Below are 22,922 nucleotides of genomic sequence, written 5' to 3'. Positions count from 1 at the left end.
GACCCTATAGTGGCTACAGGGTCTTTACTTGGCAACAGGCACCTTTACGGACGCGACAGAATGAGCGATTCCATCCACACCCCGCATAAACACGAGCATGATCACGATCATGGCCCGAAAAAACTCACGCCTGTGCATGACCATGGCCACGGCGGCGCCTGCTGTTCCGGCACCCCGGCCCCGGCGTTGGTGCAATTGAGCGAAGCGCCCACCGCCGGCTCGCGGCTGAGCACCTTTCGCATCGAAGCCATGGACTGCCCCACCGAGCAGACGCTGATCCAGAACAAACTGGGCAAGCTTGCGGGTGTGCAGCAACTGGAATTCAACCTGATCAACCGCATCCTCGGTGTCACCCACGATCTGCCGACGACCGCGCCGATCATCGACGCCATCAAGTCCCTGGGCATGCAGGCCGATCCCGTCGAAGAAGGCACACCCGCCGCCGAACCGCCCGCCAAGAAACACTGGTGGCCGCTGGCGTTGTCCGGCATCGGCGCACTGGGCGCCGAAGTGCTGCACTTCACCAGCGCCGCGCCGACCTGGGTGATTGCCATCGTGGCGCTGGTGTCGATCCTCAGTGGCGGGCTCACCACCTATAAGAAGGGCTGGATTGCCCTGAAAAACCTCAACCTGAACATCAATGCCCTGATGAGCATCGCGGTAACCGGTGCGATCCTGATCGGCCAGTGGCCGGAAGCGGCGATGGTGATGTTCCTGTTCACCGTGGCCGAGTTGATCGAAGCCAAATCCCTGGACCGTGCGCGCAATGCCATCAGCGGCTTGATGCAGATGACGCCCGAGCAGGCCACCGTGCAGCAGGCTGATGGGTCTTGGGCTGAACAAGAGGTCAAGAGTATCGATCTTGGCGCCATCGTGCGGGTAAAGCCTGGCGAGCGCATCGGCCTGGACGGCGAAGTCACCGCTGGCCAATCCACCATCGACCAGGCGCCGATCACCGGTGAAAGCCTGCCGATTGAAAAGACCGTGGGCGACAAAGTCTTCGCCGGCACTATCAACCAGGCTGGCTCCCTGGAATATAAAGTCACTGCCGCCGCCAACAACTCCACCCTGGCGCGCATCATTCACGCGGTGGAGCAGGCCCAGGGCGCACGGGCACCGACCCAGCGCTTCGTCGACAGCTTCTCGAAAATCTACACCCCGGCGGTGTTCCTGTTTGCCCTGGGCGTGGCGGTGATCCCGCCGTTGTTCATGGCCGGTGCCTGGTTCGACTGGATCTACCGCGCCCTGGTGCTGCTGGTGGTCGCCTGCCCGTGTGCACTGGTGATTTCCACCCCGGTGACTATCGTCAGCGGCCTCGCGGCGGCAGCGCGCAAAGGCATCCTGATCAAGGGCGGCGTGTACCTGGAGGGCGGTTACAAGCTCGACTACCTGGCCCTCGACAAGACCGGCACCATTACCCACGGCAAACCGGTGCAAACCGATTACCTGGCGCTGTTCCCCAACGTCGAAGACAGCGCACCGGCATTGGCCGCCAGCCTGGCTGGGCGTTCCGATCACCCGGTGTCGCTGGCGATCGCCAATGCGGCTGTGGATAAAAATCTGCCTACCCACATTGTGGATAACTTCGCCGCCCTGGCCGGTCGCGGCGTGCGCGGCGAGATCAACGGCGAAACCTACCATTTGGGCAACCACCGCCTGGTGGAAGACCTGGGCCTGTGCTCGCCGGCGCTGGAAGAAAAACTCTTCGCCCTGGAGAAGCAAGGTAAGTCCGTGGTGCTGCTGCTCGACAAGTCCGGCCCACTGGCGCTGTTCGCCGTGGCCGACACGGTCAAGGACAGCAGCCGCGAAGCCATCCAGCAGTTGCACGAACTGGGCATCAAGACTCTGATGCTTACCGGTGACAACACCCATACCGCCCAGGCGATTGCCGCCCAGGTTGGCATCGACCAGGCCCAGGGCGACCTGTTGCCGACCGACAAGCTGCAAGCCATCGAAACCCTCTACGGCCAAGGCCACCGCGTGGGCATGGTCGGCGACGGCATCAACGACGCCCCGGCCCTGGCCCGCGCCGAGATCGGCTTTGCCATGGCTGCAGCGGGTACCGACACGGCCATCGAGACCGCTGATGTGGCCTTGATGGACGATGACCTGCGCAAGATTCCGGCTTTCATTCGTCTGTCGCGGCAAACGTCGAGTATCCTCAAGCAGAACATCGCCCTGGCGCTGGTGATCAAGGCGATCTTCCTCGCGGTCACCTTCCTGGGCATGGCCACGATGTGGATGGCGGTGTTCGCCGACATGGGCGTGAGCTTGCTAGTGGTGTTCAATGGCCTGCGCCTATTGCGCAAATAGACGATGAGAGGGTGGTGTGCTGAGTGCCGAGTTGAAGGCGTTTTATATGGTCGCCCGCCTGGGCAGCATTACCCAGGCGGCGAAAAAACTCGGCCTGAGCCAACCCACGGTCACCACCCAGATCCGCAATCTGGAAAGCCAATACGGCATTGAATTGTTCTACCGTGGCGGGCGTCGCCTCACCGTCAGCGACGAGGGCGCGCGGCTGCTGCCGATGGTCAAGGCGCTGTTGCAGCAGGAAGCGGATATCGAGTTTTTCCTGCGCAACAACGGCCAGGTCCAAGGCGCACTGAGGATTGCCGCGACGGCGCCGTACTACATCCTCGACCTGGTCAAAGCCTTTCGCGAACGCCTGCCGCAGGTGGAAGTGTCGGTGGAAATCGGCAACTCCCAGCAGGTACTCGAAGCGCTGGACGATTACCGCGTCGACGTTGCCGCCTCCTCGCAACTGCTCGAAGACCCACGCCTGATTCGCCGCGTACTGGGCACCGACCCGTTGGTGCTGGCGGTGCACCGCAACCATCCGTTGGCCAAGCTCGACCATGTACCGCTCAACGCATTGGCCGGGCACACGCTGTTGATGCGTGAAGCGGGCTCTACCACGCGGCGTTTGACCGAAGAACTGTTGCAGAGTGCAGGTGTGAGCTTTGGACCGCTGCTGGAAATCGGCAGCCGCGAGTCGATTCGTGAAGCGGTGCTGCGCAACATCGGCATCAGCATCATTGCCCGTCAGGAAGTGCCCCATGACCCGCAATTGCGCGTGCTGACCATCGAGAATGCGCCGCAGATTCCGGAGTATCTGTACTGCCTCAAAGAACGGAAAAGTGCTCGCCTGCCGGCGGCTTTTCTGGGGTTGGCGCAGGAAATGTCGCCGCTCTGAAGCGTGGTGATCGCCTTGAGGGCCAATCGGGGGCAAGCCCCCTCCCACACTTGACCGAGTTCCAACATGAGAACGGGGTCTAATGTGGGAGGGGGCTTGCCCCCGATAGCGATAGACCAGGCACTCAGCACTGAGAGCCCTACCCAAATCCACCAATACCACTATCGCCGCGTTTTGCCTTTCTGCCACATCAGGGACGCATTGCCACCCTAGCATGGCCCTCATCCGTTCGATGAGGTGCCTTGCATGAACACAGCCCTGACCCAACCCGGCGCGCCCATGAAGGTGCGGGGTATCCAGAAACGCTTCGGCGCCTTTACCGCGCTGGACAACGTGTCCCTGGACGTCGCCGCTGGCGAGCTGGTGTGCCTGCTGGGCCCGTCCGGTTGCGGCAAGACCACCTTGCTGCGCTGTATCGCCGGCCTGGAACGCCAGGACAGCGGCGAGCTTTACCTGGGCGACCGCGATGTTTCCCTGCTGCCGCCCCAGGCGCGGGACTACGGCATCCTGTTCCAGTCCTACGCGTTGTTTCCCAACCTCACCGTTGAAGCGAACATCGGCTACGGCCTCACCGGCAGTGGTCGCGATGAAGTGCGCCAGCGTGTTGGCCAGATGCTCGAACTGGTCGGCCTGGTCGGTAGCGAAAAGAAATACCCCGGCCAGCTGTCCGGTGGCCAGCAGCAACGCGTCGCTTTGGCGCGTGCCTTGGCGCCCGCGCCTTCGTTGTTGTTGCTGGACGAACCGATGTCGGCCCTCGACGCCCGCGTGCGTGAGCATCTGTGTACCGAGCTGCGCCAACTGCAACGGTGCCTGGGCATCACTACGTTGATGGTCACCCACAACCAGGATGAAGCGATGCTGATGGCCGACCGTATCGCCGTGATGAACAACGGCAAGGTCGAGCAATACGCCACGCCCCAGGAGATCTACGACCGTCCGGCCACGCCGTTCGTGGCGGAGTTTGTCGGCCAGGGCAATTGGCTGCCGTTCAGCCGCAACAGTGCCAGTCACGCCCAGGTCGGCGGGATGAACATGCGCCTGGCCGACGATGCCGGCATGGCCAAGTCCGGGCGCCTGTTCTGTCGCCCGGAGGCGATCAGCGTCAACCCGCCGGTGCATGAAGAAAACCTGTTCCCGGCCAAGGTGCGCGAGATCACCTTCCTTGGCAACCGCTGCCGCATGAGCTTTGAGCTGGAGCAATTGCCCGGCCACCCGCTGCTCGCCGAACTGGCCCCGGAAGCCATGCCGCGCCTGGGGGCACAGCACATCTGGGTGGCCTTGCCGCCGCGCAGCCTGCAGGTGTTTGCCTGAGATGGCTGCTGTGATGACACTGCCACGCCAGGTTTCGCGCGCCGAAACCGGCGACAGAGTTTTCGTCGTCGGCGGCAAACTGCTGTGGCTGTTGCTGTTGGGTATCGCTGTATTGATGCCGTTGCTGGCGATCTTCTGGCGCGGTTTCAGCAGCGAGGCCGGGCAGGGCGGTGGCCTGGTGGCGGCGCGGGAGCTGGTGACCAGCGCCAACTTCCATTGGCTGCTGGGCAATAGCCTGAAAGTGTCCCTGAGCGTGGCGGCCATCGTCGTACCGCTGGCTTACCTGTTTGCCTACGCCCTGCAACGCACCTTGATTCCCGGCAAGGCGATCTGGCGCGGTATGTCACTGCTGCCGCTGATGGCGCCGTCGATGCTGCCGGGCATTGCGCTGGTCTATCTGTTTGGCAACCAGGGCATGCTGCGCGGGCTGCTTTCGGAGAACATCTACGGCTTCTGGGGCATTGTGCTGGGGGAGGTGATCTACACCTTCCCACATGCCTTGATGATTCTGCTGTCGGCGCTGTCCCTGGCGGATGCACGCTTGTTCGATGCCGCCTCCAGCATGGGCGCCAGCCCGGCCCGGGCGTTTCGCAGCATCACCTGGCCGGCCACGCGCCAGGCGGTGTTCGCCGCGTTTTGCCTGGTGTTCACCCTGACCATCACCGACTTCGGTGTGCCCGTGGTGGTGGGTGGCGATTATCAGGTGCTGGCCCTGGAGGCGTACAAGGCGGTGGTCGGCCAGCAGCAGTTCGGGCGCGGTGCGCTGATCGGCATGGTGTTGCTGTTGCCGGCGTTGTTCAGCTTTGGGGTGGATGCCTGGCTGCGCCGCCGTCACGGCGACTCGATGAGCGGCCGTGCGCAAGTGTTTCAACCGGTGCCATCGGCCTTGCGAGACGCCTGCTACCTGACCATCGTGCTGCTGATCTGCGCGGTATTGCTGTTGGTGTTCGGCATGGCGGTGTATTCCTCGCTGGTGAAATTCTGGCCGTACAACCTGTCGCTGTCCCTCAACCATTACCAGTTCGAGGACACAGCCGGCGGCGGTTGGCTGGCTTACCGCAACAGCCTGACCCTGGCCCTGTGCACCGCGTTGATCGGCAGCGTGCTGATCTTCACCGGCGCCTACCTGATGGAAAAAACCAAGGGCCAGAAGGGCCTCAACCTGGCCCTGCGCATGCTCAGCTTCGTGCCGATGGCCGTGCCGGGCCTCGTGCTGGGCCTGGGCTACGTGTTCTTTTTCAACCTCAACGGCAATCCGCTGCATGTGTTCTACGGAACCATGACCCTGCTGGTGGTGTGCACCATTGCGCATTATTTGACCACTGCACAGATGACCGCGACCACCGCACTGCGCCAGCTCGACGCCGAGTTCGAAGCCGCCGCGCTGTCCCTCAAGGCGCCGCTGTACCGGCATTACTTGAAGGTGACGGTGCCGATCTGCCTGCCGGCGCTGCTGGACATCGTGCGCTATCTGTTTGTGTCGGCGATGACCACCGTGTCCGCCGCGATCTTCCTCTACAGCCCCGACACCATCCTCGCCGCCGTCGCCGTGCTGAACATGGATGACGCCGGCAACGTGGGCGGTGCGGCGGCCATGTCGACCCTGATCCTGTTCACTTCGGCCGGCGTTTCGCTGCTGCTGGCGTGGGCTTCACGTGGCGCGTTGCGCCGCTCCCAAGCCTGGCGCCAGACCGCGCCCGGGCAATAATCCTGAAGGAGGTGTTCCATGTTCAAGCCCCTGGCGCTGGTCGCGGCGGTACTCACGGCATTCAGCGTGAATGCCTTTGCCGCAAAAACCGAGTTGACCGTGTACACGGCCCTCGAAGCCGAGCAATTGAAGACCTACAAAAAGGCCTTCGAACAGGCTAACCCCGACGTCGAGATCAAATGGGTGCGTGATTCCACCGGCATCATCACCGCCAAGCTGCTGGCCGAGAAAGACCGCCCGCAAGCCGACGCAGTGTGGGGCCTGGCCGCCTCCAGCCTGGCGATCCTCGACCAGCAAGGCATGCTGGACAATTACGCGCCCAAAGACCTGGACAAGATCGGCAAGAACTATCGCGATGCCGCCAACCCACCGGCGTGGGTCGGCATGGACGTGTGGGCGGCGACCATCTGCTTCAACACCGTTGAAGCCGAGAAACAGGGCCTGACCAAGCCGGTGAGCTGGCAGGACCTGACCAAGCCTGAGTACAAGGGCAAGATCGTCATGCCCAACCCGGCCTCGTCCGGCACCGGTTTCCTTGACGTCAGCGCCTGGCTGCAGACCTTCGGCGACAAGCAAGGCTGGCAGTACATGGACGACCTGCACCAGAACATCGGCCAGTACGTTCACTCCGGGTCCAAGCCGTGCAAGCTGGCGGCTTCCGGTGAATTCCCGATCGGCATTTCGTTTGAATACCCGGCGGTACAGCTGAAACGCCAGGGCGCGCCGTTGGACATCATCCTGCCGAAGGAAGGCCTGGGCTGGGACATCGAAGCCACCGCGGTGATCAAAGGCACCGCGCACAAGGACGCCGCGCAGAAACTCGCCGACTTCTCCGCCAGCCCGGCGGCCATGGAGCTGTACAAGGACAACTTTGCCGTGCTCGCCCAGCCGGGTATCGCCAAGCCGCAGACCGAATTGCCGGCCGACTACGAGCAGCGTTTGATCAAGAACGACTTTGCCTGGGCGTCGAAGAACCGCGACAGCATCTTGACCGAGTGGCGCAAGCGCTATGACGGCAAGTCGGAGAAAGTGGCAGGGCAGTAAGGTTTTTCGTTGGGGCTACTGGCCTCATCGGGGGCAAGCCCCCTCCCACACTGATGGCATTCACAAATCGAACTGTGGGAGGGGCTTTCCCCCGATGGAGGTCTGCAAAACAGGACATCACGATATGACACACCACAGCGACCTGCTGATCATCGGCGCCGGCATCCTCGGCCTGTCCCACGCCTACGCCGCCGCCAAACGCGGCCTCAAGGTCAAGGTGTTCGAACGCAGCGCCACGCCCTTGGGCGCTTCGGTGCGCAACTTCGGCCAGGCGCTGGTGACCGGCCAACCACCGGGGCCGATGCTCGACCTGGCACGCGAAAGCCGTGAGATCTGGGGCCATTGGGCGCAGGTCGCCGGGCTGCAACTCAAGCGCAACGGCGCCTACCTGTTCGCCCGCACCGAAGCCGAAGAGCATCTGCTGGAAGCGTTCTGCGCTGGCCGTGCGCAGGAACACGGCTACAACGTCGACCTGCTGCAAGGCGCAGCGATGAGAGACCTGTACGGCGGCCAGTTCCGCCATCACCGCGCTGCGCTGCATGGCAAGGACGATCAGCAACTGTATTCGCGCGAAGCGATCCCGGCGCTGATCAACTACCTGGCGCAAGAGCTGAAGGTGCAGTTCTACTTCTCTACGCTGGTGCGCGACGTCGAACCGGGCCAGTTGCACAGCACGGCAGGCAGCTTTCGCGCTGAACAGATCATCGTGTGCTCCGGCCACGACTACCAGACCCTGCTGGCCGAAGCGATGGCCGAACTCAACCCGAGCATCTGCCGCCTGCAAATGCTGCGCGCGCGGCCAGCGGTGAACCTGAACCTGCAACACGCGTTGCTCACCGGCTTGAGCTGCGTGCATTACGGCGCCTTTGCCGACCTGCCGGAAGCCGCGCCGGTGCAGGCGCAAATCCTGCGGGAGGCACCGCACCTGCATGAGCACGGTATCCATTTGCTGATCAGCCCGACGCCCCATGGCGAACTGATCATCGGTGACTCCCATGACTACGGCAGCGATGCATCGCCGTTCAATGCCGAGCAGGTCGATGACTGGATGATCGCGCTGGCCGAGCAGACCCTGGGCTGCAAGATCCAGGTCGTGGAGCGCTGGCAGGGCGTGTACGGCTCACGCGGGCCGGCGCCGTTTTCGTTCCTGCGGGCGGCGCCGGGTGTGAGCGCGGCGTTGATGCACACCGGTGTGGGCATGAGCGTGGGGCCGGCAATGGCTGAGCGAAATATCACAACCTTGTGGGGGGCGGCGTGATCAACCCGGAACAGACCATCGCCGAAGTCTTCGGCTTGTACGAACAGCACGGCACGGCGGATTACATCGGCGAGCCGGTGTCGCAGATCGAGCACATGTCCCAGGCCGCACAGTTGGCCATGGCCGAAGGCTTCGATGATGAAGTGGTGCTGGCGGCGTTTTTCCACGATATCGGGCACTTGTGCGGTGAGGGCGGCGAAAACATGGGCGGCTATGGCGTGGTCAGTCATGAGCGGCTCGGCGCCGATTACTTGCGTCGTGCAGGCTTCAGCGAGCGCATGGCCAAACTGGTGGAGTATCACGTGCAAGCCAAGCGCTACCTGACCTTCAGCCAGCCGGGCTATTACGCCCGCCTGAGCGAAGCCAGTCTTCGTACGCTCGGGTATCAAGGCGGTGTGATGACGCAAGAAGAAGCCCAGGCGTTTGAGCAAGACCCGCTCTGCGAGATCAGCCTGCGCATGCGCCATTGGGACGAACAGGCCAAGGCAATGCACGTGCCGGTGCTCGACCTTGAAGTGCTCAAGGCAAAGGCGCGGCAGGTGCTGGCGGCTTAGGTTTCGTCGAGGCGCCGGGCCAGTGCTTCGATCTGTTCCTGGCGCTCGGCCTGGCTGAGCCTGGGGTGAGGGTTGAGCGACGACCACTGCGGGTGGGCGCGGGCTTTGTGCAATGCATCCGGCAACTTGCCCTCGCGCCAGGTCTTGTCCTGGGGCGTGTCGACCTTGATGCTGTGCATCGCCGCATGGCCGCGCAGGTCCAGGGCCTTGAGCAACTGGCGTTGGCGCAGGGCGAGCAGGCGCAATACGCTGTCGTCCACGGTCAGCTCGCGCTGGCCTTTGATCTTGCCCAGCAGCCGGCTGCCATAGCTGCGTGCGGTTTGCAGCGCGCCACCGGCAATGGCGCCGGCCAGAGCGGCGGCGCCCAAGGTCAGGCCGCCGACCAACAGATCCACACCGGCACCCGCCGCTGCGCCTGCGGCGATCCCGCCACCGACGCGCACGCCGAGTTGCTTGAGAGTTTCCGGGTTGAACAGGTCGTCGCCCCAGCGCCCGTCCAGCAGCGGCAGGTCACTGGCGGCGGCATCCTGCGGGCGGAAGCCGAACAGCTTGAGCAGCGCTTCCACACACTTTTGTTCGCGTTGGCGCACGGCTTTGCGCAGGTCGCCGATGGCGTGTTGTTCATCTTCGGTGACCACGCTACGGCGGCAGGCGGCGCAGTCGATCAGCAGTTCGGCGATCAGCCGGGCGGCGCTTTGCTGGCGGGCCTGGCGCTGCGCCTCTTGATCCAGGATCAGCCGTTCCAATTGCGGCCGTGCGTTTTCCAGCAGCAGGGCGAGGCTTTCATACAGGCGCCGCTCGCCGTCTTCCGGCGGTGCCACGCTGTCGAAGCGCACCAGCGCGTGCAGGCCAAGCCGGGCCAGGGCTTCGCGCCAGTCCGGCTCGCGGTGGTCGCTGCTGCTGACAAAGTTGAGCACCGGCAGCAACGGCTTGCCGCAACTGGCCAGCACTTGCAGCTCGTCGCGGTACTTGGCCAGTACCGGCTCGCGGGCGTCGATCACATACAGGCCGGCGTCGGAGGCCAGCAGTTGGCGCAGCACCTTGGCTTCCTGTTCGAAACGCTGGCGCGCTTCGCTGCCTTCCAGGAACCGCGCCAGGCGGGCCGGGCCGTCGAGGCGTTCGCCGGGGCGATCCAGGCGCTCCAGGTAATCGAGCAGGGCGATGGCGTCTTCCAGGCCGGGGGTGTCGTACAGCTCCAGCAGGGCTTCGCCGTCGACCGACAAGCTTGCGCCTTCCACATGCCGTGTGGTACTGGGACGATGGGACACTTCGCCGAAGCCCACATCTCGCGTAAGGGTGCGCAGCAGCGACGTCTTGCCGACATTGGTGTGGCCAACCACGGCGAGTTTCAGGGGCTTAGTCATGACCGGTCTCCAGCCAGTTCAGCGGTGCGCAGTCGGCAAAGGGCAATTCAAGCTGTTGCAGCGCGGTGTGCCAGTCGCCCAGGCGCTCGGCGTCGAGGGCCTGGCCGGGCGGCGCTTGCAGCAGCCACACGCGGGTGGCGGTGGCGCTGCGGGCGAGTTCGGCGATCAGCGCCAGGCTGCCGCGATCCGGCGAGCGGCGCGGGTCGCAGGCGATGGCCAGGCGTGCGGGCGGGAAGCGCGTGAGTTGTTCCAGCAGTTTGTTGCGCGATTCGCGGCTGTCGAGGATCCCGGCGTTCTTCACGTTGTGCGGCAGTTTGGGCGGCCAGGGGCGCTGGTCGTCCAGCTCGATGGCCACCAGCAGCGCGCCGTCGCTTTGCAGTTCGCTGACGCCGCCGCTGACGTGATGCAGTTGTTCGGGGGCGGCATCGTTGACCCCGAGGCGCTCACTGCTCGGCATCAGGCGCTCGCGCAATTGGCTGTAGCCGGGCAGGTTGAGGTCCAGGCGCAGGGCGGCGCGTCCACGTTTCCAGCGCCACAGGCAAAGCAGGGCAAGGATCAACCGGGGCAGCAGGCCATAGACCAGCAGCACGCCCACCAGCCACGCGGCCCAGGCCTGGCGGGCGCTTTCGATATTCAGCGCGGAATCGCCGCTGGCGCGGATCATCTCGACGGTCGGCACATTGAAGCCCAGCAGGGCGGGCAGGGTGCCGAGGGCCTGGGTGACGGCGACGAAGGTGTCGGCGCCGAGAATGGTGGTTTCCCACACGAAGCCGTAGCGGCGGGTGGCGAGCAGTGTCAGCAGAATCACCAGGGCGCTGAGCAACGCCAGCAACCACAGGCTATTGACCAGCACACCTACGGCCCAGCGATTGAGTTTCTGCCGTTGCAGCAATAGCAGCAGTGCGGGCGCCAACTGCGCAGCCTTCGCGTCACGGGCGAGTTTTTCGCTGAGCCATAACCACAGTCGCCCCAGGCTGGCGCTGTGTTCACCGGCAAACAGCAGGCCCAAGGCCCAACTGATCAGCAGGATCAGGTTCAAGCCGAGCAAGCTGCCCAAGGCCCAGAACACATTCACCGGGACCAGGCCGTTGCCCAGCGCGGCAAAGGCCAGGCCCGCGCCGCTGATCACCGCGACGACCGCCAGCAGCACCAGCGCCAGACGTGCGCCTTGCAACCAGCGGGTGAGGGCGGTCGTGAGCCCATCGCGCTCGGCCAGGTGCAGGGCGCGGTGCTGGATGCGCGTCGGCAGGTCGCCACCGGCGGTCCGGGCCAGGCGGTTGGCTTCCAGGTCTTCCAGAGGGCCGGCGTGTTCTTCGCGCAGGCGCACGGTTTCTGTCAGCCAGAGTGTGTGCAAAGGAGTCACGCGTTGTCCTGTCGTGTTTGTGAGCCTGGAGCATAACCCCTGGCTCGGGGCTCTGGTATTCTCGTCGCCATGAAAAAAACTCTCCCTTTAAGCCTGATCGCAGCCCTCGGTGAAAACCGTGTGATCGGCGTCGACAACAGCATGCCCTGGCATTTGCCGGGGGATTTCAAATATTTCAAGGCCACCACGCTCGGCAAGCCGATCATCATGGGGCGCAAGACCTGGGACTCCCTGGGCCGACCGCTGCCGGGGCGCTTGAACATCGTGGTCAGCCGTCAGACCGATCTGGCGCTGGAAGGTGCGGAAGTTTTTCCGTCTCTGGAGGCCGCGGTGGAACGCGCTGAGGAATGGGCAAAGGCGCAAGGCGTTGACGAGCTGATGCTGATCGGCGGCGCGCAGTTGTATGCGCAGGGGCTGGAGCAGGCGGATCGCCTGTATTTGACGCGGGTGGCGTTGAGCCCGGAGGGGGATGCGTGGTTTCCGGAGTTTGATCGGGGCCAGTGGCAGTTGGTTTCCAATCTGGAGAATCCAGCTGAAGGTGATAAGCCTGCTTACAACTTTGAAGTCTGGGAAAAAGCCTAAAAGCATCGGGGGCAAGCCCCCTCCCACATCTTGACCGTCAAGTGTGGGAGGGGGCTTGCCCCCGATTGCTATCTATCAGGCTTGCGCTAATTCCGCATGCTCATCCGCATTCAACAACGCCTTGTCCGTCTGCCCCATGACCTGGCTGGTAATCGCCCCCGCCGTCATCGAGCCATTCACGTTCAACGCCGTACGGCCCATGTCGATCAGCGGCTCCACGGAAATCAGCAGCGCCACCAGTGACACCGGCAAGCCCATGGCCGGCAGCACGATCAGCGCGGCGAAGGTCGCACCGCCGCCCACGCCGGCCACACCGGCCGAACTCAAGGTCACAATCGCCACCAGGGTCGCGATCCACAGCGGGTCCAGCGGGTTGATGCCCACGGTCGGCGCGACCATCACCGCCAACATCGCCGGGTAGAGGCCGGCGCAACCGTTCTGGCCGATGGTCGCGCCGAACGAGGCGGCAAACCCAGCGATGGATTGCGGGATGCCCAGGCGACGGGTCTGCGCTTCAATGCTCAGCGGGATCGCCGCCGCGCTGGAGCGGCTGGTGAAGGCAAAGGTCAGCACCGGCCACACCTTGCGGAAGAAGCGCAGCGGGTTGATCCCGGCCAGGGACAGCAGCAGGCCGTGCACCACGAACATCAGGCCCAGGGCCAGGTACGACACCACCACGAAACTGCCGAGCTTGATGATGTCTTGCAGGTTGGAGCCGGCGACCACTTTGGTCATCAGCGCCAATACGCCATACGGCGTCAGCTTCATCACCAGGCGCACCAGGCGCATCACCCAGGCTTGCAGGGTGTCGATGGCGTTGAGGACTTTCTGGCCCTTTTCCACGTCATCCTTGAGCAGTTGCAGCGCGGCAACCCCCAGGAATGCGGCGAAAATCACCACGCTGATGATCGAGGTCGGCTTAGCCCGGGCCAGGTCGGCGAACGGGTTGGCCGGCACGAACGACAGCAGCAGTTGCGGGATATTCAGATCGGCGACCTTGCCCGCGTAATCGCTCTGGATCACTTGCAGGCGCGCCATTTCCTGGGTGCCGGCCACCAGGCCTTCGGCGGTGAGGCCGAACAGGTTGGTCAGGGCGATGCCGATCAGCGCCGCAATCGCGGTGGTGAACAGCAGCGTGCCGATGGTCAGGAAGCTGATCTTGCCCAGGGACGAGGCGTTGTGCAGGCGTGCCACGGCGCTGAGGATCGACGCGAATACCAGCGGGATCACGATCATTTGCAGCAGTTGCACATAACCGTTGCCGACCAGGTCGAACCAGCCGATGGAGGCCTTGAGTACCGGGTTGCCGTCACCGTAGACCGTGTGCAGCACGGTGCCGAACACCACGCCGAGTACAAGGGCAAACAGCACCTTCTTGGCGAGGCTCCAGTTTGTGCGACGGGTTTGTGCCAGGCCCAGCAACAGGGCCACGAACACCAGTAAGTTGAGAATCAGGGGCAGATTCATTGAAGCTCCGTTGAGAAGGCAGCCAATCGCGCGAGCCTGCGATTGCGAACCGGAAAGCCTAACAGCTTGAAATATATTGATTTAATACCGATATGGAATGGTGACTGTCGTTTTTGGAATAAGCCCTTGACGCTCAGGCACATGTCCTTGGCGCGTTCACGACGCAAGCGGTCGTGCTCGGGCGATAACTGTCACAGGGATTTGTTAGCGTCGATGTTTTTCACTCAGGGAGAAACGCATATGAAGCTCGCTTCGAGATTGTTTGCCGCCGCACTGTGCTTGGGCCTTGCCGGGCCAACCATGGCCGCTACCGAGTTGAAACACTGGCCGGCCCCGGCCGCCGAGCAACTGAACAAAATGATCGCCGCCAACGCCAACAAGGGCAATTTCGCGGTGTTCGACATGGACAACACCAGCTACCGCTACGACCTCGAAGAGTCCCTGCTGCCCTACATGGAAAACAAGGGCCTGATTACCCGCGACAGCCTTGATCCGTCGCTCAAGCTTATGCCGTTCAAAGACACCGCCGACCATAAGGAAAGTCTGTTCAGCTACTACTATCGCCTCTGCGAAGTGGACGACATGGTCTGCTACCCGTGGGTTGCCCAGGTGTTCTCGGGGTTCACCCTCAAGGAGCTCAAAGTGCAGGTCGATGAGCTGATGGCCTCCGGCAAGCCCGTGCCCGTCACTTATTTCGAAGGCGACGCCATTAAGAAGTCCGAGGTGCAACCGCCGAAAGTCTTCACCGGCCAGGCCGAGCTATACAACAAACTGATGGAAAACGGCATCGAGGTGTATGTGATGACCGCCGCTTCCGAAGAGCTGGTGCGCATGGTCGCCGCCGATCCGAAGTACGGCTACAACGTCAAGCCCGAGAACGTCATCGGCGTGACCACCTTGCTCAAGGACCGCAAGACCGGCGAGCTGACCACCGCGCGCAAACAGATCACCGCCGGCAAGTATGACGAAAAGGCCAACCTGGGCCTGGAACTCACGCCCTACCTGTGGACCCCGGCGACCTGGATGGCCGGCAAGCACGCGGCGATCCTCACCTACATCGACGAATGGAAAAAGCCGGTACTGGTGGGTGGCGACACCCCGACCAGCGATGGCTACATGCTGTTTCACGACGTGGACGTGGCCAAGGGTGGTATCCACCTGTGGATCAACCGCAAGGACAAATACATGACCCAGTTGAACGGCATGATCGCCAAGCACGCGGCGGCGCAGGCCAAGGAAGGGTTGCCGGTGACGGCGGACAAGAACTGGGTGATCGTCAAGCCTGACGAAATCCAGTAACACCGCGGCGCTTGTTATCGGGGGCAAGCCCCCTCCAACATTTTTATCTATTGTTATTGGGGTTTGGGCCAGGCAAAAAAATGCCCCGCACTTGGCGGGGCATTTTCATGGGCGAGGCTTACAGGCCGTCGAGCATCGCCTTGTTACGCACCGCGCCCTTGTCGGCACTGGTGGCCAGCAGGGCATAGGCTTTCAATGCGGTGGTGACTTTGCGCGGACGCTTCTCCACCGGTTTCCAGCCTTTCTTGTCCTGCTCGACCCGGCGTGCCGCCAGTTCTTCGTCGCTGATCAACAGGTTGATCGAGCGGTTCGGAATGTCGATCAGCACCTTGTCGCCGTCCTGCACCAGGCCAATTGCGCCACCGGCAGCGGCTTCCGGCGAAGCGTGGCCGATGGACAGGCCCGAAGTACCGCCGGAGAAGCGGCCGTCGGTCAGCAAGGCGCAGGCTTTACCCAGGCCCTTGGACTTCAGGTAGGACGTCGGGTACAGCATTTCCTGCATGCCCGGGCCGCCTTTCGGGCCTTCGTAGCGGATGATCACGATGTCGCCTTCCTTCACTTCGTCGGCGAGGATGCCCCGCACGGCGCTGTCCTGGCTTTCGAAGATCTTCGCGTTGCCTTCGAACACATGGATCGACTCATCCACACCGGCGGTTTTCACCACGCAGCCATCCAGGGCGATGTTGCCGTACAACACGGCCAGGCCGCCTTCTTTCGAGTAGGCGTGCTCGACACTGCGGATGCAGCCGTTTTCACGGTCGTCGTCGAGGGTGTCCCAACGGGTCGACTGGCTGAACGCGGTTTGCGTCGGGATACCGGCCGGGCCAGCCTTGAAGAAGGTGTGCACGGCTTCATCGTCAGTCAGGGTGATGTCCCACTTGGCGATGCCTTCGGCCAGGGATTTGCTGTGCACGGTCGGCAGGTCGGTGTGCAGCAGGCCGCCACGGGCCAGGGAGCCCAGGATCGAGAAGATCCCGCCGGCGCGGTGCACGTCTTCCATGTGGTACTTCTGGATGTTCGGCGCGACCTTGCACAGTTGCGGCACGTGACGGGACAGGCGGTCGATGTCGCGCAGGTCGAAATCGATCTCGGCTTCCTGGGCCGCGGCCAGCAAGTGCAGGATGGTATTGGTGGAACCGCCCATGGCGATGTCCAGGGTCATGGCGTTCTCGAACGCCTTGAAGTTGGCGATGTTGCGCGGCAACACCGACTCATCGTTCTCGCCGTAGTAACGCTTGCACAGCTCGACGATGGTGCGGCCGGCCTGCAGGAACAGTTGCTCGCGGTCGCTGTGGGTGGCCAGCGTCGAGCCGTTGCCCGGCAAGGCCAGGCCCAGGGCTTCCACCAGGCAGTTCATCGAGTTGGCGGTGAACATGCCGGAGCACGAGCCGCAGGTTGGGCAAGCGCTGCGCTCGTATTCCGCGACCTTCTCGTCAGAAGCGCTGGAATCGGCGGCGATGACCATGGCGTCGACCAGGTCGAGGCCGTGGGAGGCGAGCTTGGTCTTGCCGGCTTCCATCGGGCCGCCGGAGACGAAGATCACCGGGATGTTCAGGCGCAGGGCGGCCATCAGCATGCCAGGGGTGATCTTGTCGCAGTTCGAGATGCACACGATGGCGTCGGCGCAGTGAGCGTTGACCATGTATTCCACGGAGTCGGCGATGATCTCGCGGCTCGGCAGGGAATACAGCATGCCGTCATGGCCCATGGCGATGCCGTCATCCACGGCGATGGTGTTGAATTCCTTGGCGACGCCACCGGCGCGTTCGATCTCGCGGGCGACCAGTTGGCCCAGGTCCTTGAGATGGACGTGGCCGGGTACGAACTGGGTGAACGAGTTGGCAATCGCGATGATCGGCTTCTTGAAGTCGTCATCTTTCATCCCCGTGGCACGCCACAGTGCGCGCGCGCCGGCCATGTTGCGGCCGTGGGTGGATGTTTTCGAGCGGTAATCTGGCATGGAGCACTCCGGGCGGCTAATCGGTATCAAAAGGGAGTGAGCTTCTATTGACGTCTGGAACACCCGAAAAATGGCCGTGTGTCCGGAAGTTGCCACTCGCGTCGCGGGATCGCCGCTTGCTTGGGCCTCGAGCTCATAAACCCGCCGGGGGATGACTGGCGATGAATAGGCCGATTCTACACCGCTGGCGGCGGGAGGGAATGACCGAAACCGTGAAGATAGCGGCTACGGGACGTGCGGGCGGGTCAGCGTCCGGTTCTGGCATTGGTCAGCCAGCCCCACAGGCTGAAGACGATGAAGCTCAGGGCGATGCTCATCAATAGGTTGGATCCGGTCTGCGCCAGGGCGGCACTGCTGATGGCGGCGGTCAGGAACATGATGCTGTTCCCCGCCGAGGCAGCAGTGCCCGCGCTGCTTGAGAACAGCAGCATCGCCGCAGAAATCGCCGCCGGGCGAACCAGCGTCACGGCCAGGGCGCTGATTAACATTGGGATGAGCAACGTCACAGTGGTGATGGCGTCCAGGCTGACGATCAGCGTCAACAGCACGCCAGCGACGAGTAGCAGCCCCAGGCCGATATTGATTTGCCGGGACAGCGCAATGCGCTTTTGCAGGTACGAGGCTGCAACGCCGCCCAGCAGATAGGCCACGCCGTACACCATCAGCACCAGCGCGTACTGGTATTCGGAGAGCTTCAGCGCATCCATGAAAATCAGCGGTGTCACGCTGATCAAGGCGAAATAACACGCGAATACCAATGCGGCGATCCACCAGTAGCGCAGGAAGTCGCGATTGCGGGCGACGGCTTTCAGCGTGCCGATGATCGACACCGGCGTGCGGCGCGGGCTGGCGGACTTGGACGGCAGGATGCAGAGGGCATGGATCAACATGCCCAGTGCCATCACGGCGAACCCATAAAAGCTGCCTTGCCAGTCGAAGGTGGTTTGCAGCCAGGAGCCGATCAACGGCGACAGCGCGACGAATGAACCGCTCAGAGTCATGTAGTAAAGGCGCACTCGAGCGCGGTCCTGCTCCTCGAACAGGTCTTCCACCAGTGCGTGGCCTAATACAAAAAAGCCGCAGCCCAGGGCCTGGACAGAGCGAAACAGCAGGAAGGTCAGGTAGTCCGTTGCCATCGCGCAACCGATCGCACCCAGGATCGACAACGTGATGCAGCCCAGCAGGACTTCCTTGCGGCCCCATTTGTCCGACAGTGGGCCGGCGATCAGTTGGGAGATGGAAAAGACCAGGGTGAACAGGCTGATGGACAGCGCAACCTCTGCGCTTGGCGTGTCGAATCGGGCCGCCAGGGCAGGGAATGAGGGCAGGAGAATATTGATCGGAAAGAAGCTGATCAATGAAATGCAGGTAATGAGGATGAAGCGGGAGAGGTAGGGCCCAGACATTGTTTTTGTTTTCCGGAATAAAACCAGAAACGAATACTAGTCTGCGAAAAGTGGAATTCAATCAAAAGCGTTGAGAGAAACTTCCTGAATTGACGTGGCTTGCTTGGGTAGGAAAAGCGTTTACGGCAACCACAAAACAAATGTGGGAGGGGGCTTGCCCCCGATTGCGTAGTGTCAGCCCCATATTAGCTGGCTGACACACGGCTATCGGGGGCAAGCCCCCTCCCACATTTTTATCTGTGCTTGGCTTTAGCTATTCGGCAACAACCGGCACGTAATGCTCTTGATATACCGCGTCTCGGCAATCGCCGGATGCACCGGATGATCCGGACCCTGGCCACCACGCTCCAGCATCTGGATATTGCGGTCCAGGTGGCGGGCGCTGGTCAGCAGGATGTTTTGCAGGTCGTCTTCCGGCAGGTGCATGGAGCACGACGCGCTGACCAGGATGCCGTCCTTGCTGAGCAGGCGCATGGCTTGCTCGTTGAGGCGGCGGTAGGCGCCTTCGCCGTTCTTCATGTCTTTTTTGCGTTTGATGAAGGCCGGTGGGTCGGCGACGATCACATCGAAGCGTTCTTCGCTGGCTTTCAGCTCTTTGAGGGCTTCGAACACGTCGCCTTCGATGCAGGTCATCTTCTCGGCAACGCCGTTCAGCGCGGCGTTGCGCTCCACGCCGTCGAGGGCGAAGGCGGAGGCGTCGACGCAGAACACTTCACTGGCGCCGAAGGCCGCAGCCTGCACGCCCCAGCCACCGATGTAGCTGTACAGGTCGAGTACGCGCTTGCCCTTGGCATACGGGGCCAGGCGAGCGCGGTTCATGCGGTGGTCGTAGAACCAGCCGGTTTTCTGGCCCTGGATTACCGGGGCTTCGAATTTCACGCCGTTTTCTTCCAGCGCCACCCACTCCGGCACCAGGCCGAACACGGTTTCGACGTAGCGGTTAAGGCCTTCGGCATCGCGCGCGGCGGAGTCGTTCTTGAACAGGATGCCGCTTGGCTTGAGCACTTGGGTCAAGGCAGCGATCACGTCTTCTTTATGGGCTTCCATGGTCGCCGAGGCGATCTGCACCACCAGGATGTCGCCGAAACGGTCGACCACCAGGCCCGGCAACAGGTCGGAGTCGCCGTAGACCAGGCGGTAGAACGGCTTGTCGAACAGGCGGTCGCGCAGGGACAGGGCGACGTTGAGGCGATGCACCAGCAGCGACTTGTCCAGCGGCAACTTGATGTCGCGCGACAGCAGGCGGGCGCAGATCAGGTTGTTCGGGCTCATGGCCACGATGCCCAGGGTCTTGCCGCCGGCCGCTTCGAGGATGGCCTGGTCACCCGCCTGGAAGCCGTGGAGTGGGGTGGCGGCCACGTCGATTTCGTTGCTGTAGACCCACAGGTGGCCGTTGCGCAAACGACGATCGGCGTTGGCTTTGAGACGCAGGCTTGGCAGGGACATGACGTCGCTCCGGAAAAAAGAGCGGGAGTATACCTGTTGCGGCGCGGTTCATGTGGGCATGGGCTTGCCCGCGATGCAGGCGGCGCGGTGTATCTGACGTACGGCGGTGATGCCATCGGCAGCAAGCCCACTCCCACATTTAGTCCGGTTTCAATCGGGCATTTGGGTGTCGGTCAGGTTTGCTTAGAGGTTAGAATCCCCGTCTAGCCCAGAGTATGTACTTATGTCCCAAGAGCTTTCCGCCGAACAGATCCAACAGGCCCTGCAGGGCATCAGCGTGCCGCCCCAGCCGCAAATCATGGTGGATTTGCAGATGGAGCAATACATGCCCGATCCGGACCTGGAAGTGATCGCGCGGCTGATCTCCCAGGACCCGGGCCTGTCGGGCGCACTGCTGAAGATCGTCAACTCGTCTTATTACGGCCTGAGCAACAAGATCGCGTCGATCCAGCGCGCAGTGAACCTGTTGGGCAGCCGTTCGATCATCAATCTGATCAACGCGTTGTCGATCAAGGGCGAGATGAGCGACGACACCATCGTCACCCTCAACCGCTTCTGGGACACCGCCCAGGATGTGGCCATGACCTGCCTCACCCTGGCCAAGCGCACCGGCGCCCAGGCGGTGGACGAGGCCTATGCCCTGGGCCTGTTCCATGACTGTGGCGTGCCGCTGATGCTCAAGCGCTTCCCCAACTACATGGCGGTGCTGGAGCAGGCGTATGCCAATGCCGGCCCCGATTGCCGCGTGGTCGACACCGAGAACAACGCGTTCAACACCAACCATGCGGTGGTCGGCTACTACACCGCCAAATCCTGGCGCCTGCCGCAGCATGTGACCGACGCCATCGCCAACCACCACAACGCCTTGGCGATCTTCAGCGATGAGTCGTCGCGCACTCCGCAGCTCAAGAACCTGCTGGCGATCCTGAAAATGGCCGAGCATATCTGCTCGTCCTACCGTGTACTGGGCAGCCAGACGGTGGACCATGAATGGAATGCCATCGGCCACCTGGTGCTGGACTACGTGGGGCTGTCGGACTACGACTTCGAGAGTATGAAATTGTCGATCCGCGAACTGGGCGCCCACTGATCCTTCCTTAAAGAGGCACCTATGCCCGAGTTACCAGAAGTCGAAACCACCCGGCGCGGGATTGCGCCCCACCTGGAAGGCCAGCGGGTCAGCCGCGTGGTGGTGCGTGAACGGCGCCTGCGCTGGCCGATCCCGGAAGACCTCGATGTGCGCCTGTCCGGGCAGCGCATCGTGCTGGTGGAGCGGCGGGCCAAGTACCTGTTGATCAATGCCGAAGTGGGCACCTTGATCAGCCACCTCGGCATGTCGGGCAACCTGCGTCTGGTAGAGGCTGGCATGCCGGCGGCCAAGCATGAACATGTGGATATCGAGCTCGAATCCGGCCTGGCCCTGCGTTACACCGATCCTCGGCGTTTTGGCGCGATGCTCTGGAGCCAGGACCCGCACAACCATGAACTGCTGATCCGACTGGGGCCGGAGCCGCTGACCGACCTGTTTGACGGCGAGCGTCTGTTCCAGCTGTCCCGTGGGCGGTCGATGGCGGTGAAGCCGTTCATCATGGACAACGCGGTGGTGGTGGGTGTGGGCAATATCTACGCGACGGAAGCGCTGTTTGCGGCGGGGATCGATCCGCGTCGTGAGGCGGGTGGTATTTCGCGAGCGCGTTATTTGAAGCTGGCGATCGAGATCAAGCGCGTGCTGGCGGCGGCCATCGAGCGTGGCGGCACCACGTTGCGCGACTTTATCGGCGGCGACGGGCAGCCGGGGTATTTCCAGCAGGAACTGTTCGTCTATGGCCGGGGCGGCGAGGCGTGCAAGGTCTGCGGCAGCGAATTGCGCAATGTGGTGCTGGGACAGCGCGCGAGTGTGTTTTGCCCTAAGTGCCAGAGCTGATTGATGGGTGATTGCTGATATTGCCATCGGGGGCAAGCCCCCTCCCACAGTGAAAGTGTTCGCAATCCAAATGTGGGAGGGGGCTTGCCCCCGATGAGGTCATGACAGGCGCTAAAGGTGGGTCAGGCCTTACCGGTAATCTTGCGGTACTTCTCCATCAGTTGCTCTTGCGTCTCTGGATGGGCTTCATCCAGCGGGATGCAATCCACCGGGCACACTTGCTGGCACTGAGGCTCGTCGTAGTGGCCGACGCACTGGGTGCACAGGTTGGGGTCGATCACGTAGATCTCTTCGCCCTGGGAAATTGCGGCGTTCGGGCACTCGGGTTCGCAGACGTCGCAGTTGATGCAATCGTCGGTGATGATCAGGGACATGGAAACTCCTGCCAGGGCCGTCCGCCAAGGCATCTGAAAACTAATGCGCGCAATTGTGCCGCATTGGCGCCCGCAGTGCGAGCAGGCGCCGATTGGGGGCTTATTTCTTGAAGCGCAGGGTCAGTGCATCCGCCACGGCCGGGTGCACGAACTTGGTGATATCTCCGCCCAAAGCGGCAATTTCACGGACCAACGTCGAGGAAATGAACGAATAGCGTTCCGACGGTGTGAGGAACAGGCTTTCCACGTCCGGCGCCAGTTGGCGGTTCATGTTGGCCAACTGGAACTCGTACTCGAAGTCCGACACCGCACGCAGGCCGCGCAGGAACACATTGGCGTTCTGCTCTTTGGCGAAATGCGCCAACAGTGTGGAAAAGCCCACGACTTCCACATTGGGCAGGTGTTTGGTGACCTCACGCGCCAACTCCACGCGCTGTTCCAGGGGAAACAGCGGGTTTTTCTTGGGGCTGGCCGCGACCGCGATGATCACATGGTCGAACAAGCGTGAGGCACGTTCGACCAGATCGCCATGGCCTTTGGTAATCGGGTCGAAGGTACCTGGGTACAACACTCGGTTCATCGCGTCGTCCTGGCGGAGTCCGTTGGGGAACCGGATGGTATCGCAGCCGTCCCGGTCGGGAAAGTCAACTTATGCAGAAGAAAGCACTA

Annotated in this window: 19 protein-coding genes; 11 read left to right on the top strand and 8 right to left on the bottom strand. The window is 62.6% G+C overall.

What is annotated here, in order from left to right; translation table 11 throughout:
* Positions 1-60 precede the first annotated feature (60 nt).
* The 7 genes from BFN10_RS15460 to BFN10_RS15430 all read left to right on the top strand — a co-directional run bounded on the left by BFN10_RS15460 (position 61) and on the right by BFN10_RS15430 (position 9,068).
* Entirely contained in the window at positions 61-2,313 is a 2,253-nt protein-coding gene (locus tag BFN10_RS15460; protein WP_071490405.1) for a heavy metal translocating P-type ATPase, read from the top strand.
* Between the two features lie 16 nt (positions 2,314-2,329).
* Positions 2,330-3,193, top strand: coding sequence for a LysR family transcriptional regulator (locus tag BFN10_RS15455; protein WP_071490404.1), 864 nt, complete (start codon positions 2,330-2,332; stop codon positions 3,191-3,193).
* Positions 3,194-3,439: 246 nt separating this feature from the next.
* Positions 3,440-4,504: a putative 2-aminoethylphosphonate ABC transporter ATP-binding protein gene (locus BFN10_RS15450; RefSeq protein WP_071490403.1), complete on the top strand. Its 1,065-nt coding sequence runs from the start codon at positions 3,440-3,442 to the stop codon at positions 4,502-4,504.
* 1 nt (position 4,505) lies between these two features.
* The gene (locus BFN10_RS15445) at positions 4,506-6,212 is read left to right on the top strand and encodes a putative 2-aminoethylphosphonate ABC transporter permease subunit (RefSeq protein ID WP_071490402.1); all 1,707 of its coding nucleotides are present in this window, start codon (positions 4,506-4,508) and stop codon (positions 6,210-6,212) included.
* 18 nt (positions 6,213-6,230) lie between these two features.
* Entirely contained in the window at positions 6,231-7,256 is a 1,026-nt protein-coding gene (locus BFN10_RS15440; RefSeq protein WP_071490401.1) for a putative 2-aminoethylphosphonate ABC transporter substrate-binding protein, read from the top strand.
* Positions 7,257-7,380: 124 nt separating this feature from the next.
* A complete protein-coding gene (locus BFN10_RS15435; protein ID WP_071490400.1) occupies positions 7,381-8,514 on the top strand; it encodes a TIGR03364 family FAD-dependent oxidoreductase in 1,134 nt (377 codons plus the stop codon).
* Complete coding sequence (locus tag BFN10_RS15430) at positions 8,514-9,068, top strand: phosphonate degradation HD-domain oxygenase (protein WP_071490481.1); 555 nt, start codon at positions 8,514-8,516, stop codon at positions 9,066-9,068. Before BFN10_RS15435 ends, BFN10_RS15430 begins: the two co-directional genes overlap by 1 nt.
* Here the strand turns inward: BFN10_RS15430 and BFN10_RS15425 are convergent.
* Together BFN10_RS15425 and BFN10_RS15420 are read right to left on the bottom strand one after the other, a co-directional pair.
* Positions 9,065-10,432 (bottom strand): DUF3482 domain-containing protein, encoded by a 1,368-nt coding sequence (locus tag BFN10_RS15425; protein ID WP_071490399.1) that lies wholly within the window; start codon positions 10,430-10,432, stop codon positions 9,065-9,067. The two genes, BFN10_RS15430 and BFN10_RS15425, sit on opposite strands and share 4 nt — an antisense overlap.
* On the bottom strand, positions 10,425-11,795 hold the full coding sequence (locus BFN10_RS15420) for a DUF2868 domain-containing protein (RefSeq protein ID WP_071490398.1): 1,371 nt from the start codon (positions 11,793-11,795) through the stop codon (positions 10,425-10,427). The genes BFN10_RS15425 and BFN10_RS15420 overlap by 8 nt, the downstream gene beginning before the upstream one ends.
* 69 nt (positions 11,796-11,864) lie before the next feature.
* Here BFN10_RS15420 and BFN10_RS15415 point away from each other — a divergent pair, with 69 nt between their 5' ends.
* Positions 11,865-12,377 carry a dihydrofolate reductase gene (locus BFN10_RS15415; protein ID WP_071490397.1) on the top strand — a complete coding sequence of 171 codons (513 nt, stop codon included), beginning with the start codon at positions 11,865-11,867 and terminating at the stop codon, positions 12,375-12,377.
* Between the two features lie 75 nt (positions 12,378-12,452).
* Here the strand turns inward: BFN10_RS15415 and BFN10_RS15410 are convergent, their stop codons facing one another.
* Complete coding sequence (locus tag BFN10_RS15410) at positions 12,453-13,844, bottom strand: L-cystine transporter (protein WP_071490396.1); 1,392 nt, start codon at positions 13,842-13,844, stop codon at positions 12,453-12,455.
* Positions 13,845-14,084: 240 nt separating this feature from the next.
* Between BFN10_RS15410 and BFN10_RS15405 the strand changes: the two genes are divergently transcribed.
* Positions 14,085-15,143 carry a phosphorylcholine phosphatase gene (locus BFN10_RS15405; protein ID WP_071490395.1) on the top strand — a complete coding sequence of 353 codons (1,059 nt, stop codon included), beginning with the start codon at positions 14,085-14,087 and terminating at the stop codon, positions 15,141-15,143.
* Positions 15,144-15,261: 118 nt separating this feature from the next.
* On the opposite strand, the gene ilvD is transcribed toward BFN10_RS15405, so the two are convergent.
* The 3 genes from ilvD to BFN10_RS15390 form a co-directional block, all read right to left on the bottom strand.
* Positions 15,262-17,103 (bottom strand): dihydroxy-acid dehydratase, encoded by a 1,842-nt coding sequence (gene ilvD, locus BFN10_RS15400; protein ID WP_071490394.1) that lies wholly within the window; start codon positions 17,101-17,103, stop codon positions 15,262-15,264.
* A 245-nt stretch (positions 17,104-17,348) separates the two neighbouring features.
* Positions 17,349-18,509, bottom strand: a complete 1,161-nt coding sequence (locus BFN10_RS15395) for an MFS transporter (RefSeq protein ID WP_071490393.1) — start codon at positions 18,507-18,509, stop codon at positions 17,349-17,351.
* A 249-nt stretch (positions 18,510-18,758) separates the two neighbouring features.
* Positions 18,759-19,955 (bottom strand): class I SAM-dependent rRNA methyltransferase, encoded by a 1,197-nt coding sequence (locus tag BFN10_RS15390; protein ID WP_071490392.1) that lies wholly within the window; start codon positions 19,953-19,955, stop codon positions 18,759-18,761.
* A 277-nt stretch (positions 19,956-20,232) separates the two neighbouring features.
* On the opposite strand from BFN10_RS15390, the gene BFN10_RS15385 reads away from it, so the two are divergent.
* Positions 20,233-21,045, top strand: coding sequence for an HDOD domain-containing protein (locus BFN10_RS15385; protein WP_173668613.1), 813 nt, complete (start codon positions 20,233-20,235; stop codon positions 21,043-21,045).
* 21 nt (positions 21,046-21,066) lie between these two features.
* Positions 21,067-21,879, top strand: coding sequence for a bifunctional DNA-formamidopyrimidine glycosylase/DNA-(apurinic or apyrimidinic site) lyase (gene mutM / locus BFN10_RS15380; RefSeq protein WP_071490390.1), 813 nt, complete (start codon positions 21,067-21,069; stop codon positions 21,877-21,879).
* Positions 21,880-22,001: 122 nt separating this feature from the next.
* Here the strand turns inward: mutM and BFN10_RS15375 are convergent, their stop codons facing one another.
* Both BFN10_RS15375 and coaD read right to left on the bottom strand, forming a co-directional pair.
* Complete coding sequence (locus BFN10_RS15375) at positions 22,002-22,253, bottom strand: YfhL family 4Fe-4S dicluster ferredoxin (protein WP_003176712.1); 252 nt, start codon at positions 22,251-22,253, stop codon at positions 22,002-22,004.
* A 100-nt stretch (positions 22,254-22,353) separates the two neighbouring features.
* Entirely contained in the window at positions 22,354-22,833 is a 480-nt protein-coding gene (gene coaD, locus BFN10_RS15370; protein ID WP_003176711.1) for a pantetheine-phosphate adenylyltransferase, read from the bottom strand.
* Positions 22,834-22,922: the final 89 nt, after the last annotated feature.

This window comes from Pseudomonas extremorientalis (assembly GCF_001870465.1).
GTDB classification, from domain to species: domain Bacteria; phylum Pseudomonadota; class Gammaproteobacteria; order Pseudomonadales; family Pseudomonadaceae; genus Aquipseudomonas; species Aquipseudomonas extremorientalis.
This window is presented reverse-complemented; position numbering and strand designations above follow the sequence as displayed.